Source organism: Micromonospora sp. CA-248260, assembly GCF_050942205.1.
In the GTDB taxonomy this organism is placed as follows: domain Bacteria; phylum Actinomycetota; class Actinomycetes; order Mycobacteriales; family Micromonosporaceae; genus Micromonospora; species Micromonospora antibiotica.
In genome coordinates this window covers 539,990-555,927 of record NZ_CP192021.1, presented here as the reverse complement: position 1 = coordinate 555,927, position 15,938 = coordinate 539,990, and the positions used below count along the sequence as shown (strand labels likewise).

Below are 15,938 nucleotides of genomic sequence, written 5' to 3'. Positions count from 1 at the left end.
CCCGTGCAACACTGGATGGTCGACCTGCGGCGGGATCCGCCGCAGATCGGGGAATCCGGCCGAGGAGAGGGACCTGGCGTGAGCGGTGGACCACTGATCGTGCAGTCCGACAAGACGCTGCTGCTGGAGATCGACCACCCGGACGCGCAGTCCTGCCGGATGGCGATCGCGCCCTTCGCCGAGCTGGAACGTTCCCCGGAGCACGTGCACACCTACCGGCTCACCCCGCTGGGCCTGTGGAACGCCCGCGCCGCCGGCCACGACGCCGAGGCGGTGGTCGACGCGCTGCTGAAATACTCCCGCTATCCGGTGCCGCACGCCCTGCTGGTGGACGTGGCCGACACGATGGACCGGTACGGCCGCCTCCAGCTCGCCAACGACCCGGCGTACGGCCTGGTGCTGCGCGGGTTGGACCGGATGGTGCTGATCGAGGTCGCCAAGAGCAAGAAGCTCGCCGGGATGCTCGGTGACAAGATCGACGACGACACGATCCGGGTGCACCCGTCCGAGCGGGGTCGACTCAAGCAGGCGCTGCTCAAGCTGGGCTGGCCGGCGGAGGACCTGGCCGGGTACGTCGACGGTGAGGCGCACCAGATCGAGCTGGCCGAGGCCGGCAAGGACGGCGGCAAGCCGTGGACGCTGCGGTCGTACCAGCGGGAGGCGGTGGAGGCGTTCTGGGCCGGTGGTTCCGGGGTGGTGGTGCTGCCCTGCGGCGCGGGCAAGACCATGGTCGGCGCGGCGGCGATGGCCGAGGCGAAGGCGACCACGCTGATCCTGGTCACCAACACGGTCGCGGGCCGGCAGTGGAAGCGGGAGCTGATCGCCCGCACGTCGCTCACCGAGGAGGAGATCGGGGAGTACTCCGGCGAGCGCAAGGAGATCCGTCCGGTCACCATCGCCACGTACCAGGTGCTCACCTCGCGGCGCGGCGGCGCGTTCACCCACCTGGACCTGTTCGGCGCCCGCGACTGGGGTCTGGTCGTCTATGACGAGGTGCACCTGCTGCCCGCGCCGATCTTCCGGTTCACCGCGGACCTCCAGGCCCGCCGCCGGCTGGGCCTGACGGCCACCCTGGTCCGCGAGGACGGCCGGGAGGGTGACGTGTTCAGCCTGATCGGCCCCAAGCGGTACGACGCGCCGTGGAAGGACATCGAGTCGCAGGGCTGGATCGCCCCGGCCGAGTGCACCGAGGTCCGGGTCACCCTGACCGACGCGGAGCGGATGTCGTACGCGACGGCGGAGGCCGAGGAGCGTTACCGGATGGCGGCGACCGCCCGCACGAAGCTGCCGGTGGTCCGCGCCCTCGTGCAGCGGCACCCCGACGACCAGGTGTTGGTGATCGGGGCCTACATCGACCAGTTGCACCAGCTCGGGGAGTACCTGGACGCGCCGATCATCCAGGGTTCCACCACCAACAAGGAGCGGGAGCGGCTGTTCGACGCGTTCCGCTCCGGCGAGCTGCGGACCCTGGTCATCTCGAAGGTGGGCAACTTCTCCATCGACCTGCCGGAGGCGGCGGTGGCGATCCAGGTGTCCGGCACGTTCGGCTCCCGGCAGGAGGAGGCACAGCGGTTGGGTCGGGTGCTCCGGCCGAAGGCCGACGGCCGGCAGGCGCACTTCTACACGGTGGTCTCCCGGGACACCATCGACACCGAGTACGCCGCCCACCGCCAGCGCTTCCTCGCCGAGCAGGGGTACGCGTACACCATCGTCGACGCCGACGACGTCCTCGGCCCGCCCCTGCCCACGGTCGACTGACCTGCGCGGTGGGGTGCCGGCAGCCGGTCGCGGCAGGCGTGCCCCACGCGCAGGGCGGCTGCGGCCGGGCCGGGGTGCGCTGGTCCCCTCGCGCGCCCGGGCCCCGTTGCGTCGATCCTCTCGCCCTGCGTGCGGCGGGGGTGGGTTGTCCCTCGTGCGTCCTTTGGAGCTGATGACGTCAGCGATTCAGCCGGCATTTCCTCGGCTCGCTCAGCCGGGGTCGTCCCGCCCGACAGGCGGTCGTCTCCCCCGGCGGGTACGGTGTCCACAGTCGACTGTGGACACCGGCACGTCGAAGGGGATCCGAGTGAAGCGCCGAATTCTGCACGTCCTGACGATCGCGGTCGTCGCCGTCCCGGGCACCGTCGTGGCCGCCGCACCGGCCTCGGCCAGCGACGCGCCCGGCTACGTCTGCAACCTCACCCAGAACACCTGGCTGCGCACCGCACCGCACGGCCAGGTGCTGCGCACCCTGACCGCCGGACGTGGGTTCCGCTGGCACGGCCAGGGCTCCTCCGAGGACAACGACACCTGGATCTACGGCCACGGCGCCGAGGACCCGTCCCTGGACGGCTGGGTCCCGGCCGGCAACACCACCTGCTGACCCCACCCGCCGGTATACGCCACCATGATCCACTAAGGGGAGCCGATGTAGCATCGCCGGGATTGCTCGGCAGCGCTACATCGGCTCCCTTGAGTTCATCACGGCGTGCCCGGAAGGCTCAGTTCCGCCGGGGCGGGATGCCGATCTCCTCGATCCGGGCCAGGATGGCCGCGCCGAAGGCGGCGAACCCCACCTCCGGGTCCGGCTGCCGAACAAACGCATCGCCTTCCCGCGAGGAGGCCAGCAGACAGGTCGCGTCATAGACCAGCACACCGACCACGCGGCGACCGGTCACCGCCGGGTGGACTCCTGCACCCATCGACCGCGGCCGACCCAGCCCCGGTGATCAAGAGGTTTGCGTCAATCTGAAGATCAAAGTTGACGCAAACCTCTTGATCACCGGGGCGAACGGGGGCGGCCGGGCGACGGGGCAGCAGGGGCGCGCGGAGGCGCAGCGCGGGGCGGGGGCGTGCGGGGGTTACTAGAGGGTGCGGGTGATGTGTTCGGTGGAGATTCGGGCAGCCGACCTGGTGGGGTCGGGGTTGGCGCAGATGACCACGGAGGCGCCGGCGGCCAGCGGGGCGAGCAGCCATTTCACCGGTTGTTCGTGCTCGGCGGCGTCGACCAGCAGGCGGTCGCCGGGGCGCAGGTCGAGTTGGGCGGCGACCTCCTTCGCCAGGCGTCCCCAGACGGCGTAGCTCGTGCCGTCGGGGGTGGCCGGGGCAGCCGGGTGGACGGCGGCGTAGTCGGGTGGGGCGGCGGGGTGCCGGAGCACCTCGGCGGACCAGTCGAGCCAGCCCACCGGCACGTCGGCCAACAATCCGGGGCCGGTGCCGACGAGGTAGCGGTGCACCCCGTCGGGCACGTCCTCCAGCCAGTCGTCGAGGCGTTCCGGGGTGACGAACACCGCGTCGTACGGTCGGTCGCCGCCCGGTTCGAGGACCGGCAACCCGGCGGTGGCGCGCGGCCGGAACGACACCGCCATCCCCACCGACCAGGCCCCGAGCAACACCGCAGCGGTACGCCAGTGCGGCGGCAGCAGCACCGCGACCCGACTGCCCGGCCCCAGCCCGCACCCGTCGCGCAGCAGTCCGGCGGTGCGCGCCGCCCAGTCACCGAGCTGGTTCGCGGTCAACTCCGTCCGCTCCCCGGTCGCGTCGTCGCAGTAGGTCAGCAGCGGCAGATCGACCTGTTCGGGCACATCGGTCGACGTGGTGACGGCGAGGTGGGCAACCATCGGGCCTCCTGTCCGGACGGAACGCCCCACCCTACCGAGCCCACGAGCCACCGAGCGCCGGTCCAGCCACCACCCACCCACCGCACCGCACCGCAACGGGGAGAGTTGAGTACGCGTGCGCATGACATCGGCACCCGCCGCGACAAGACTCGACCCATGCGAACGAGGATCATGGTCGCCCTTGCCGGGGTCGGCCTGAGCGGGCTGATGTTGACCAGCGGCTGCGGCTACCGGGAGAGCATCTGCAGCGGTGGCGAGTACCCGGCGATCGCGGTGGGTGGGCAGGGCGGCAGCGCCTGCTTCCCCGACGGTCAGGAGCCGACCGCACCGTACGTGCGTTACCCGCAGGGCAAGGTCCCGCAGCATGTCGACGACGAGTGGGACGTCTACTGGCGGGACCACGGCATCGACGCGAACGGCACCGTCATCGAGCGGTGACCGGTTCGACCGGGCATGGTGGCGCGTGGCACGACGCGGCTCATGCCACCGGCAGTTCGGGGCCGCCGTCGAGCAGCGCGGCGAGCAGGTCGCCGGACTTCTCCACCCGCCGCAGCACCTCCCCTGCGGTGTACGGCTTAGCCGAAGGCCGTTTCCCGGCCGCCCCCGCCTCGACCTCGTCCCAGGTCAGCGGCGTGGACACCGCCGGCATCGACTGCGCCCGCAGCGAGTACGGCGCGACTGTCGTCTTCGCCGCGTTGTTCTGGCTCCAGTCGATGAAGACCTTCCCGGGCCGCAGGTTCTTCGCCATCCGCGACACGACCAGTTTCGGGTGTGCCTGCTCCAACTCCTGGGCGATCCGTTTCGCGTAGTCGGAGACGACCTCGGCGTCCTGGGTGGCGCTGATCGGGCAGCAGAGCTGCATGCCCTTCTTGCCGGAGGTCTTCGGGTAGGCCGTCACCCCGTCGAGGGCGAGCCGGTCGCGCAGCAGGACGGCCACCCGGCAGCACTGCCGCAGGGTGGCCGGCGGGCCGGGGTCGAGGTCGACCACCATCAGGTCCGGGTGGGTGCCGATCCGCCACTGCGGGGTGTGCAGTTCGAGGGCGGCGAGATTGGCCAGCCAGACCAGGGTGGGCAGGTCGTCGGCGACCACGTAGTCGATGGTCTCCCGACCCTTGCTCGATCCGGGCACGGGCAGCGTCTCGGTGCGTACCCAGGTGGGGGTGGCGGCGGGGGCGTTCTTCTCGAAGAACGAGCCACCGGTGACGCCGTTGGGAAACCTGATCCGGGTCAACGCCCGGTCGGCCAGGTGCGGCAGCAGCACCGGGGCGATCCGGGTGTAGTAGTCGATCACCTCGCCCTTGGTGAAGCCGACCTCCGGAAAGAGCACCTTGTCCAGGTTGGACAGGTCCAACGCCCGGCCGTCGACCTCGACCTTCACCCGCTCAGGCATCCTCCACCTCCCCGGGCGGCTTGTCGGGGCGCAGCCGCAGCACCCGGGGGAACCGCAGCCGCCCGTCCGGGGTGCGCTGGCCGTACTTGACCTCCACCACGATGAGGGGGGTTACCCAGATCGCCCCCCGGGCATCCTCGCGCGGCACGTCCCCGCCGAACGGCGACCCGTCGGTGCGCAGCGGTTCGAGTTCGCGTAGCAGTTCCCGTTCCAGGGCCGCGCCGATCCCACCGCCGACCCGCCCCCGGTAGGTGAGCCGCCCGTCCGGGCCGGGCACCCCGACCAGCAGCCCGCCGATCTTCCGCGCGCCGGGCCGCCAGCCGCCGACCACGAAGTCGCCGGTCACCTCCAGTTTGACCTTCACCCAGTCCGGCGAGCGCACCCCGGGCCGGTAGACCGAGTCGGCCCGCTTGGCCAGCACCCCCTCCAGGCCGTGTTCCCCGGCCGCCTGGTAGGTGGCGGCACCGTCGGTGAAGCAGGGTGGCACCGCCCACCGGGCCGCCCCCAGCCCCAGGCCGTCGAGCGCCGCCCGCCGTTCGTGGTAAGGCCACCCGGTGAGGTCCTCGCCCCGCAACCGCAACACGTCGAAGATCATGTAGGTGACCGGGATGGTGGCCGCCAGCCGGGCCGCCTTCGCCCGGTCCCGCACGTGCATCCGCTCGGCGAGGGCGGTGAACGAGGGCTGCCCGGCCGGGTCGAAGAGGACCACCTCACCGTCGAGCAGCGCGTCGTCGACCTGCTCGGCCAGGGTCACCAGCTCCGGGTACGCGGCGGTGATCTCCACACCGGAGCGGGCGTACAGGTGCGGGTGGCCACCGACCAGGTCGGCGAGCGCGCGTACCCCGTCCCACTTGAACTCGTACGCCCAGCCGGCACCCACCGGGAGCGGCCCGGTCGTCGCGAGCATCGGCTTCAACGGCGGGCCGGGCACCTGTCCGACTGTAGTTGCGCACGGAAGCGCGTGCGGCGGCTTCGATCGTTTGCGATCCTGGTCAGATCGGGGAGAGGAGCAGGGGATGCGGGCGATCTGGAAAGGAGCGGTGTCGTTCGGGCTGGTCTCGATCGGGGTGAAGCTCTACTCGGCCACCGAGGAGAAGGACATCCGGTTCCACCAGGTGCACCGCGACGACGGCGGCCGGATCCGCTACAAGCGCACCTGCTCGGTCTGCGGCGAGGAGGTCAGCTACGACGACATCGCCAAGGGGTACGACCTGGGCGGCGGCGAGCTGGTGATCCTGACCGACGCCGACTTCGCCGACCTGCCGTTGACCAGTTCCCGGGCGATCGACGTGCTGGAGTTCGTCCCCGCCGAGCAGGTCGACCCGATCCTCTACAACAAGGCGTACTTCCTGGAGCCCGAGGGGACCGCCACCAAGCCGTACGTGCTGTTGCGGGACGCGCTGGCCGACTCGGAGCGGGTGGCGATCGTCAAGGTGGCGCTGCGCCAGCGGGAACAGTTGGCCACCCTGCGGGTCCGCGACGGGGTGCTGCTGCTCAACACGATGCTCTGGCCCGACGAGGTGCGTACCCCCGACTTCGGTTTCCTCGACGAGGACCTGAAGGTCCGCCCGCCGGAGCTGGCGATGGCCGCCTCGCTGATCGACTCGATGGCCGGGGAGTTCCAGCCGGACGCCTTCACCGACGACTACCGGGCGGCGTTGCAGGAGGTCATCGACGCCAAGGTGGAGGGCCGTGAGGTGGTCCAGCCGGCGGAGGAGGAGGCCGCGCCGGCCGCCGCGGTGGACCTGATGGCGGCGTTGAAGGCGTCCGTCGAGCGGGCCCGGGTGGCCCGGGGCGAGACGCCGTCCGGCGGGGCGGGCGAGCCGACGCCGATCTCGTCGGCCCGGTCGGCCAAGCGGGCGTCGAAGGCCCAGCCGGCGAAGACCCCGACGGCGAAGGCGGCGAAGGCCCAGGCGGCGAAGGCGGAACCGGCGAAGAAGACCCCGGCCCGGAAGGCCCCGGCGCAGAAAGCGGAACCGGCGAAGAGAACCGCCGAGAAGAAGACCGCCAAGGCCCCCGCGAAGAAGACCGCCGAGAAGAAGGCCACCAGGGCCCCCGCGAAGCAGGCCGCCGAGAAGAAGACCGCCCCGCGCAGGAGCGCCTGACCGGGCGGGTTCCGACGCCGTCGGGGCAGGTCCGGCGTTGCCCCGGCGCGACGGCGGACCGTCCGCCGGGGCCCACCCCCGGCGGTCAGCCCATGCCGAGCTTCTGGGTGGGGGTGATCCGGACGATCACCCGCTCCTCGCCCGGCCGCCGGAACGGGTAGGTGTCCTGCCCGAGGTACTTCTTGGCCAGCCGGTCGATGTGCGCGTCGGCGCCCTCGGTGACGAACTCGGCGGTGCCCCTCACCCAGAGGGTGCGGAAGTCGTCGGCCCGGTCGACCACCGAGATCGCGACCACGGGGTTCCGGGCGATGTTGTGGTATTTCTGCCGCCCCAGGGCGGTGTTGAACAGGATGTGCTCGCCATCGACGTCCACCCAGACCGGGGTGACGTGCGGCGTGCCGTCCGCCTCGATGGTCGCCACGTGGGCGAGTTGCGGCTCGGAGAGCAGAGCCCGGTCGTCGTCGGTGAGGATCGCCATGGTCGAGAACCTACCGCCGCCCGGCGTCCGGCACCCGCCAAGAGAGGGAGGAAACCGGAGGCCCCGGCCCGTTCGGGGACACGGCGGGCAGGCGACGGCCCACCCACGGCATCGACCCGGGTACCGTGTGCGCTGGCCACGGCACCGGGTCGCCGGGCCGGCCACCCACATCAGCAGGGAGTCGAGGACGTGAGCGAGCGTACGGAGAACCGTTCGGCGGGCCAGGGCCAGGGCTCGGAGACGAAGGCACAGCGGCGGCTCGCCGCCCAGTTGGCGGCGCAGAAGGCCGCCGAGGCGCGCAAGCGCCGGCAGGCGTGGTTGGGTGCCGTGGCCGGCGTCGCCGTCATCGCGGTGATCGTCGGGGTGTTCGTGGTGGTGCGCAACGGCGAGAAGGAGGACCCGAAGCCGGCTGCCGCTCCCGTCGGCTGCGCGGGTGACTTCCCCAAGCTGCCCGAGGGTGCCGACCAGGCGCTCTGCACGAAGCCGCAGGCCACCAAGGGCGAGGGTGAGCTGACCGGGCTGAAGGCGACCCCGTTGATCCGGGGCACCGGCCCGGCCGCGCAGGCCGGCCAGCAGATCACCGTGAACTACGTGGGTGTGTCGTACAAGACCGGTGAGGAGTTCGACGCCTCCTGGAAGCGGTCCGAGCCGTTCACCTTCGGCCTCGGCCAGGGCAACGTCATCCCGGGCTGGGACCAGGGCATGCAGGGCCAGACCGTGGGCAGCCGGGTGCAGCTCGACATTCCCGCCGACCTGGCGTACGGCGACAAGCCGCAGCGTCCGGGTGCGCCCTCCGGCCCGCTGCGGTTCATCGTCGACGTGCTGGCGGTGCAGTAGACCACAGGGGTCTTCCGGCCCGACACCTACCGGCAGTAGGTTCGGGGTCACCGTGGGCGGCCGGCCCGTGCCACGGTGACCCCCACCGACCCGGAGGTGCGCGTGCCGGCGCTTGACGTTCCCGGGCGGACCGCCCGGGTGATGTGGACGCACGTCGAACCCCTGCACGCGATCACCTACTTCCATCCCCGGGCCCGCGCCGCCCACGAGGCGATCGGGCTGCGCGGCTACTGGCGGGGCTACTTCGCCGGCCGGGCCGCCCCGCTGGGCCCGGTCGACGCCGCCCCGGTGATCGCCGCTTTCTTCACCTTCGCCCCGCCCATGGTGAGCCGTGCGCTGCCGGCGGTGTGGCAGCTGGCCTCCCCCGAGGAGGCGTTGCGCGCCCGACTCACCGGTGCCGTGCAGGCGCTGGCCGAACTCACCTACGAGCTGCCCGAGGCGCACCTGGCCGAGGCGGCGGAGCTGCTGGAGGCGGCGGCTGTCGGGGCGGACACCGCCGGCCGGGTGCTCGGTGCGGCCAACGCCGCCCTGCCCCGGGGCGACTATCCGCTGGCCCGGCTCTGGCAGGCCGCCACCACGCTGCGGGAGCACCGGGGCGACGGGCACGTGGCCGCCCTGGTCGCCGCCGGTCTCGACCCGGTCGAGACGTTGGCCTTCCGGGTGGCCGGGGGCATGCCGGCGGAGCACCTGCTCGGCCGGGGTTGGACGCCGGAGCAGTGGGTGCAGGCCCGGGGCCGGCTGGTCGACCGGGGTTGGCTGACCGGCGACGGCGAGACCACCGAGGAGGGGCGGGCCGGCTTCCAGGCCGTGGAGGACGCCACGGACGTCGCCGCCGGCCGGCCCTGGCGGGTCCTCGGGCCGGACGGCACCGGGCGGCTGCGGGAGTTGCTCGTCCCCGTCGCCCGCGCCTGTCACACGGTCATCCCTACGGACAGCCCCATCGGGCTGCCCGCTCTGCACCCCTGACCGCCCCCGCTCTGCACCCCTGACCGCGCCGGCCCGGCTGCCGGGGCGGTCGCGGTCGACCACGCCGGTCCGGGCTGGTCGCGACCCCTCCCGCTCCGCCCGGCGCGATATTGACACACCTATTAACCTCAGGATGACCGCGACGTCGGGAGCGCTCCCACGTCGAGGTGGAGAGCCGTCCCCTAGTCCCCGTGGCACCGCCACGGGCCCCCACTCTCCAGGTCGGCTGCCGGTCGCCGCCAGCCCCATCGACCACCGCAACGACGACCGTCGTGCGGGCCGGCCCCTGTGCGCCGCAGCCTGCCCGGTCGCGAAAGGTAGGAACGTGCGACGTACGAAGACCGACCAGTGGACCCAGGAACTGCGCGACGTGCGAGACCCCGCCGAACTGTTCGGTGGAAGCGCCCAGACGGCGGTTCTCCGCCTGCTCACCATGGCGGGCAAGGTTCCCTTCCGGTCCGCCTTCGACGGGCTGACCCTGCGTGAGCAGGCATTCGTCCGGCACCTGCTCGGCCGGCAGCAGCTGCGCCTGACCCCGCCCGGCGACGACGTGTCGCCCGCCCGGTTCGTGCTGTCCCACTCGACGCTCGGCAAGCTGACCGTGCACGAACCGGCCCGGGGTGACCTGCCGACCGAGGAGGTCGTGGCCGAGATCGCGCTGCCCGACTGGATGACCGAGATGCTCGACGAGGAGTGCCTGGCGGCCGAGGCCGAGGAGGAGCACCAGCGCCACGAGCTGGACCAGCTGCTGCACGCCTGGCACGCCGACGGCAGCCTGCCGCAACGGCTCGAGGAGGTCATCGACTGGGTCGAACGCGTCGAGACGGTGCTGATCTACGTGCAGCGTCGGGTGTTCTCCCGCTCCGACTCCGGTTCCAGCACCCTGATCCGCGACGGCGTGCTGCCCGCGCTGCGGGACCGCGCCCCGACCGGCTGGAGCCCGGAGGAGCGGCTGTTCGTGTCGGCGATCCAGTTGCTGTTCCGCACCGGCCGGGCGGTGCGGTTCGAGGAGTTCAACGGCCGCCAGCTCAGCGCGGTCAGCCTGCGGCGGGTGCTCACCACCCGCTGTGCGACGTACCTGCGGGCGCTCGGCGAGCCGGTCACCGGGCAGGTGAGCACGGCGACCCTGACCGAGCTGGCCGTCCTCGCCGGTGACCTGGTGGAACTCGTCGACGGCGGCGACCACATGCGCTACCGGCGGGTCAACGGGCTGACCTACGCCAAGGACGAGTACCTGCTGCCATGGGCGCAGGACCAGCGCCATCAGGACGAGCTGCCCCAGACGCTTCGTACCCTCAGCGGCCTCCTGACCGAGCAGGTCGACGACGGGGACGCCCCCACCTGGGTACGGGACGCCACCGCCGCCGCGCTGCGTACCGCCCACCGCGGTGGTGACCGGCACGAGCTGACCCGGATCCTGGAGGGCATCGTGCTGGGCGCGGTCGTCGACGCCCACGCCGACTACGGCATGTCCAGCGGCATCCGGGACCTGTCCCGGCTGAGCGGGCCGGCCGGGCAGTACGGCGAGGAGGTGGCGGGCCTGAAGAAGCCGGACTTCTTCTGCTGCGTGCTGCCCAGCCCGCAGATGGCCGCCGACCTGCCCGGCGACGCCGTCACCGACATCCTGTGGCAGGTCGCCCAGCGGATGATGTACAACCGTTGGCACTTCGTGCCCGGCAACTTCGACCGGGTCGAGGTGCCCCGGCAACGGCACTACTTCTTCCCGCCGCTGGTGCCCGACATCGGCGAGTGGGGCGACCTGCGCCACGGTGGTCACAGCACCGCCCGCGTCCGTTACACCCTGCGCGCCCCCGGCGCGGCGATGTGGAAGCAGCCGCTCACCGTCGCCGGTCGACAGTACCGGGGCGCGTTCGACATCCGGCTGGTACGCATGGACGGGCCACCGTTCACCCTGGACGACCTGCGGATCGCCTCCCGGTACTCCGCGCTGGTCGACGTGTTCTGGCGGGAGATCGCCGGCTACGCCGAGGCCCACGACGGTTGGACCCCGACGATCGCCTCGTTCGACGCCGACTGGTACGCGAAGCACACCTGGCACGAGCCGGTGGAGCGGCTGGTCGCGAGCACCCAGACGGTCGGCGGGCGCGCGTGAGCGTCCACCCGCACCACGTCGTCGTCAACGACGAGGACCAGCATTCCCTGTGGCCGACGGACCGGCCCGTGCCCGACGGTTGGACGACGGTCTTCACCGCGTCGACCGAGGCGTGCCTGGCGTACGTCGCCGAGCACTGGACCGACCTGCGGCCCGCGTCGCTGCGTACCGCCGACGGGTTCTCCTCCCCCGACGGGCGGCGGGGTCCGGCCACGGTGGACACCGCGCGGTCGGTCGCCACCGGGCCGCGCCGTCCGATCGACCAGGTCCCGTTGCACGTGCTCGTCGACGAGGCGCTCGCGGCCGACCCGGGGCGGATCGCGGTGCGCTTCGCAGGTGTCGAGGTCACCGCGGGTGACCTGCTGGCCCGGGTCCGGCACACCGCCCGGGTGCTGCGGGCCCACGGTGCGGGTCCGGAGACGCCGGTCGCGGTGCTGCTGCCCCGCTCGGTGGACGCGGTGGTGGCGATCCTCGGGGTGCTGGCCGCCGGGTCGGCGTACCTGCCGCTGTCCGTCCACGACCCGGCGGACCGGCGGACCCGGATCCTGGCGGACGCGGGTGACCCGGTGCTGCTGACCGGGCCGGGGCACCGGGGCCTGGTGCCCGCCGGCTACCCGGCGGCCGTGCTCGACGTGTCGGCGTTGCCCGACGCGCCCGGCGGCGGCGACGGTGACGGTGGCTGCCGGGTGGAGAACCTGGCGTTCATCATGTACACCTCAGGCACCAGCGGCGCACCCAAGGGTGTCCTCGGCACCCACCGCCAGCTGGTCAACTATGTGCGCTGGTGCGCCGAGGAGTTCGCGTTCCAGCCGCAGGAGCGGGCGGTGCTGCACGCCCCGCTGTACTTCGTCGGGTCGGTGATGACCCTGTTCACCGCCCTCGTCGCGGGCTGGGAGCTGGAGGTCGCCCCGGAGCCGGTCGCCTTCGACGACCTGATCGCGTTGACGGGCGTCGCACCGTGCGGGTTCCTGAAACTCACCCCGTCGCACGTACGGGCGATGACCGCCCTCGGTGGCGTGGACGACGTCGCCCGTCAGGTCATGATCGGCAGTGAGCCGCTGTACCTGACCCCCGAGTTCGACAGGTGGATCAGCAACAGCCCGAAGTCGGGCTTCGGCAACCACTACGGCATGAGCGAGACCGTCGGCGCCACCTGGTACTGGATCGGCACGGACCGTACGGTCGGCCGACGGCTGCCGGTCGGTGCGCCCATCCCCAATGCCGAGGTGCACATCCTCGACGAGCAGGGTCGGCCCGTGCCACCGGGTGGGACCGGCGAGATCTGCCTCGGCGGGGCCGTCATCGGCCGTGGCTACCACGGTCAGCCGGTGCTGACCGCCCAACGGTGGATCCCCCATCCGGCGGGCGGCGGTGCCCGGCTGCTGCGCACCGGTGACCTCGGCCGGTTGGGTCCCGACGGGGTGTTGGACGTGCTCGGCCGCGCCGACCGGCAGGTGAAGATCCGTGGCCAGCGGGTCGAGCCGCCGGCGGTCGAGGACGCGCTGCGCCGGTGCCCCGGTGTCGCCGAGGCGGTGGTGATCGCCGAACCCGACGGCCACGACCTGCACCTGGTCGCCTACCTGCGGTCCGAGGCGGAGCCGCGACCCACCGAGGCGCAGTTGCGCGCCCACGCCGCCGGGTTGCTGCCGGAGGCGTCCGTCCCGAGCCGGTTCCGCTACGTCACGCAGTACCCGCTCACCCCGAACGGCAAGGTCGACACCCGTCTGCTGCCCACCACCGCGACGGTACGACCCGCACTGAGCACCACGTACGTCGCGCCGTCCGGGGAGTTGCAGACGGCGGTGGCGGCGGTGATCGCCGGGGTGCTGCGGGTGGACCGGCTGGGGGTCGACGACGACTTCTTCGAGCTGGGCGGCGACTCCATGCAGGTCGTCGAGGTGGTCACCCGGCTCGACGAGGAACTGGGCCTGCCGGTGGGTATCGCCGACCTGTTCGACCGCCGTACGGTGCGCGCCCTGGCCGCCGCGTTGGACGGCCCCGGCACCCCGACGGTCGGGACCCCGACGGTCGTGGCCGTGGAGCCGGCGGACCGGTCGACGCCGACCGGGGTCGGGCAGCCGGTCGCCCCGGACACGGCGATCCAGGCGCGGTTCGCCGGAGCGCCCACCGCCTCCGCACCGCTGACCTGGGGTCAGGTGGCGATGTACCGGCCCATGCAGTGGTTCGGGGAGGCCAGCAAGGACTTCAACATCAGGCGGGTGCTGCGGTTGACCGCCCCGGCCCCGGCCGAGCGGGTGACTGCGGCCTGGTCGGAGCTGGTGCTGCGGCACCAGGTGCTGCGGACCCTGATGACCGACGACGGCGACGGCCCCCGCCAGCACCTGCGTGCCGACGGGACGTACCCGCCGCTGGTGCGGGACACCACCGCCGACGCGCTGCCGCAGGCCGCCGACGACGCCGCCGCCGAGCTGGCCGGCACCGCGTTCCAACTGGACCGGGAGTGGCCGGTGCGGTGGGCGCTGCTGCGGGTCGACGGGCTGGTCGAGGCCGTCGCCGTGGCCGCGTCGCACGTGTCGCTGGACGCCTGGTCGCTGGAGTTGCTGCTGGCCGAGCTGCGCACCCTGGTCGACGGGGAACGCGCCCTGCCCGCACCGGGCTGGCAGCCGTTGGACCAGGCCGGCTACGAGGCTTCGCCCGCCGGGCAGCGCCGGGCCCGCCAGTCACTGGCGTACTGGCGGGCCCGGTTGCCTGCGGTGCCGCACCGGATCTTCGACGGGCCGGAACACGACGGGGGTACGCTGCCGGTCGTCACCTGGCGGATGGAGTCGACCGCCGTGGCCGCTGCCGCCGCCACCCTGGCCGAGCGGACCGGCGCGTCGTCGTCCACGGTGGTGCTGACCGCCGCGCTGCTGGTCCAGGCGGCGCTGACCGGCCGGGACCGGGCCGTGGTGAAGCTCATCGCGGGCAACCGGAACACCCCCCGTCAGCGGCAACTCGCCACCGGCATCGCCCAGAACGCGTTGCTGGTCTTCGACGTCGGCGACGGCGACGTCGAGGACGCGGTACGGCGCTGCTACCGCGACTCGACCGAGTCCTACTTCCACGCCACCTACCCGCCGGAGGCGTTGGACGACCTGATCGCGGCCGAGGGCGCCCAGGCCGACCTGTCGGTGTACTTCAACGACTCCCGGATGGGCCGGGACTTCGACCCGCCGACGGGTACGCCCGACCTTGCGACGCTTGAGGAACTGGCCGCGCACACCACGGTGCGGCAGCTCACCGCCGTCGCCCGGCACGACATGACCTTCTTCCTCGCCATGCCCCACCTCGCCGGGGGCTGCGCGCTGCACCTGCTCGCCGACACCCGGCGCGTGCCCGCAGCCACCTGCCTGCGGGCGCTGCGGGGCATCGAGACGTTGCTGTGCGAGGCGGTGCTGCGACCGGTGCCGGTCCGGGACGTCGCCGCGCTGCTGGACCTCGGTTGAACCGCCCCACCCCACCGCAAGGAGCCTCGATGACCGACCCGTACCCGCTGCTGCACCGGTTGGCCGCCGCCGACGACGACGCGCTCACCGGCACCCCGCTGCCGCCCGACGGTCGCTACCAGGTCGTCACCACCACCATCGACGAGGTAACCGCCCAGATCGTGCGTACCCTCACGCACGGGTTCGCCGGCCGCAGCCCGGCCGACTTCCCGCTGCTGGTGCTCGGCTGGGGGCGCTGCCGGGTGGGTTCGACCGCGGTGACGAACCTGTTCGGCATGGCCCAGGCGGCGGCCTACTACCAGCCGGTCAAGACCATCGGCCGGTTCGCGCTCACCGGTGGTGAGGGTTCGCCGTGGAAACTGCCCGACGGTGAGCCGGTGCTGTTCGCCAAGGAGATGGCCGGGCCGTACGTGCCGTTCGAGGCGTTGTTCAACCCGGCGCGTTGCCTGATCGAGGCGGGGTGGCCGGTCGACCGGCTGCGCCTGCTGGTGCTGGACCGTCAGCCCCGGGCGTCGCTCGACTCGTGGATGGCCAAGTGGGCCGGCAAGATCGGCCGGGAGCGGGTGGTGCAGAACTTCGTGCTCAGCACCCTCAACTACGCGCGGATGCGCCGGTACGCGGCGGCGGAGGGGCTGGCGGTGACGCACTTCCCGTACGAGTGCAGCCGGTTCCCGCAGGAGACGGTGTCGCGGTTGTTCACCCGCCTCGACATCGGTCACCTGTACCGGCCGGAGATGCTCACCGGTTGGGGTGCCGCCGGTGACCTCAACTCCGACCAGTCCAAGATCCACAATCCGGTCGAGCCGGAGCCGTACGTCGTGCCCGGCCTGCACGGCAACGCCGACGAGTACCGCTTCCGGGAGCGTCAGGTCACGGCCCTCACCGAGGCGGAGCTGGCCGTGGCGGACAGCCCCGAGGTGGTCGACTCCTACCAGCTCTCGGTGCGTGGCTGCGCCCAGGAGCTGGAGCTGCCCGTGGTGCTGCGGGACAAGGTCTTCGGCTGA

14 protein-coding genes are annotated in these 15,938 nt (G+C 72.5%); 9 read left to right on the top strand and 5 right to left on the bottom strand.

The window, feature by feature from the left end; translation table 11 throughout:
• The first annotated feature begins 78 nt into the window (after positions 1–78).
• Both ACQP2H_RS02650 and ACQP2H_RS02645 read left to right on the top strand, forming a co-directional pair.
• Positions 79–1,758, top strand: a complete 1,680-nt coding sequence (locus ACQP2H_RS02650; protein WP_219466101.1) for a DNA repair helicase XPB — start codon at positions 79–81, stop codon at positions 1,756–1,758.
• Positions 1,759–2,065: 307 nt separating this feature from the next.
• Positions 2,066–2,362, top strand: coding sequence for a hypothetical protein (locus tag ACQP2H_RS02645; protein ID WP_363820653.1), 297 nt, complete (start codon positions 2,066–2,068; stop codon positions 2,360–2,362).
• Positions 2,363–2,480: 118 nt separating this feature from the next.
• Here ACQP2H_RS02645 and ACQP2H_RS02640 read toward each other — a convergent pair whose 3' ends face one another.
• Together ACQP2H_RS02640 and ACQP2H_RS02635 are read right to left on the bottom strand one after the other, a co-directional pair.
• Positions 2,481–2,657 (bottom strand): hypothetical protein, encoded by a 177-nt coding sequence (locus ACQP2H_RS02640; RefSeq protein WP_219466096.1) that lies wholly within the window; start codon positions 2,655–2,657, stop codon positions 2,481–2,483.
• A gap of 186 nt (positions 2,658–2,843) precedes the next feature.
• Complete coding sequence (locus ACQP2H_RS02635) at positions 2,844–3,599, bottom strand: TIGR03089 family protein (RefSeq protein ID WP_219466093.1); 756 nt, start codon at positions 3,597–3,599, stop codon at positions 2,844–2,846.
• 156 nt (positions 3,600–3,755) lie between these two features.
• Between ACQP2H_RS02635 and ACQP2H_RS02630 the strand changes: the two genes are divergently transcribed.
• Positions 3,756–4,037 carry an SCO0607 family lipoprotein gene (locus ACQP2H_RS02630; RefSeq protein WP_357533137.1) on the top strand — a complete coding sequence of 94 codons (282 nt, stop codon included), beginning with the start codon at positions 3,756–3,758 and terminating at the stop codon, positions 4,035–4,037.
• A 40-nt stretch (positions 4,038–4,077) separates the two neighbouring features.
• On the opposite strand, the gene ligD (ACQP2H_RS02625) is transcribed toward ACQP2H_RS02630, so the two are convergent.
• Positions 4,078–4,989: a non-homologous end-joining DNA ligase gene (gene ligD / locus ACQP2H_RS02625; protein WP_433230832.1), complete on the bottom strand. Its 912-nt coding sequence runs from the start codon at positions 4,987–4,989 to the stop codon at positions 4,078–4,080.
• Positions 4,982–5,920, bottom strand: a complete 939-nt coding sequence (gene ligD / locus ACQP2H_RS02620) for a non-homologous end-joining DNA ligase (protein ID WP_219466085.1) — start codon at positions 5,918–5,920, stop codon at positions 4,982–4,984. Before ligD (ACQP2H_RS02620) ends, ligD (ACQP2H_RS02625) begins: the two co-directional genes overlap by 8 nt.
• 85 nt (positions 5,921–6,005) lie before the next feature.
• Between ligD (ACQP2H_RS02620) and ACQP2H_RS02615 the strand changes: the two genes are divergently transcribed.
• The gene (locus ACQP2H_RS02615) at positions 6,006–7,094 is read left to right on the top strand and encodes a Ku protein (RefSeq protein WP_219466082.1); all 1,089 of its coding nucleotides are present in this window, start codon (positions 6,006–6,008) and stop codon (positions 7,092–7,094) included.
• Between the two features lie 85 nt (positions 7,095–7,179).
• Here ACQP2H_RS02615 and ACQP2H_RS02610 read toward each other — a convergent pair whose 3' ends face one another.
• Positions 7,180–7,572 (bottom strand): PPOX class F420-dependent oxidoreductase, encoded by a 393-nt coding sequence (locus ACQP2H_RS02610; RefSeq protein ID WP_208565601.1) that lies wholly within the window; start codon positions 7,570–7,572, stop codon positions 7,180–7,182.
• Between the two features lie 189 nt (positions 7,573–7,761).
• On the opposite strand from ACQP2H_RS02610, the gene ACQP2H_RS02605 reads away from it, so the two are divergent.
• The 5 genes from ACQP2H_RS02605 to ACQP2H_RS02585 all read left to right on the top strand — a co-directional run bounded on the left by ACQP2H_RS02605 (position 7,762) and on the right by ACQP2H_RS02585 (position 15,938).
• Positions 7,762–8,409, top strand: a complete 648-nt coding sequence (locus tag ACQP2H_RS02605) for an FKBP-type peptidyl-prolyl cis-trans isomerase (RefSeq protein ID WP_208565600.1) — start codon at positions 7,762–7,764, stop codon at positions 8,407–8,409.
• Between the two features lie 141 nt (positions 8,410–8,550).
• On the top strand, positions 8,551–9,375 hold the full coding sequence (locus ACQP2H_RS02600) for an SCO6745 family protein (protein ID WP_357533350.1): 825 nt from the start codon (positions 8,551–8,553) through the stop codon (positions 9,373–9,375).
• Positions 9,376–9,700: 325 nt separating this feature from the next.
• Positions 9,701–11,488 (top strand): hypothetical protein, encoded by a 1,788-nt coding sequence (locus ACQP2H_RS02595; RefSeq protein WP_433230828.1) that lies wholly within the window; start codon positions 9,701–9,703, stop codon positions 11,486–11,488.
• On the top strand, positions 11,485–14,934 hold the full coding sequence (locus tag ACQP2H_RS02590; protein WP_433230825.1) for an AMP-binding protein: 3,450 nt from the start codon (positions 11,485–11,487) through the stop codon (positions 14,932–14,934). Before ACQP2H_RS02595 ends, ACQP2H_RS02590 begins: the two co-directional genes overlap by 4 nt.
• 29 nt (positions 14,935–14,963) lie before the next feature.
• Entirely contained in the window at positions 14,964–15,938 is a 975-nt protein-coding gene (locus tag ACQP2H_RS02585; RefSeq protein WP_219466072.1) for a hypothetical protein, read from the top strand.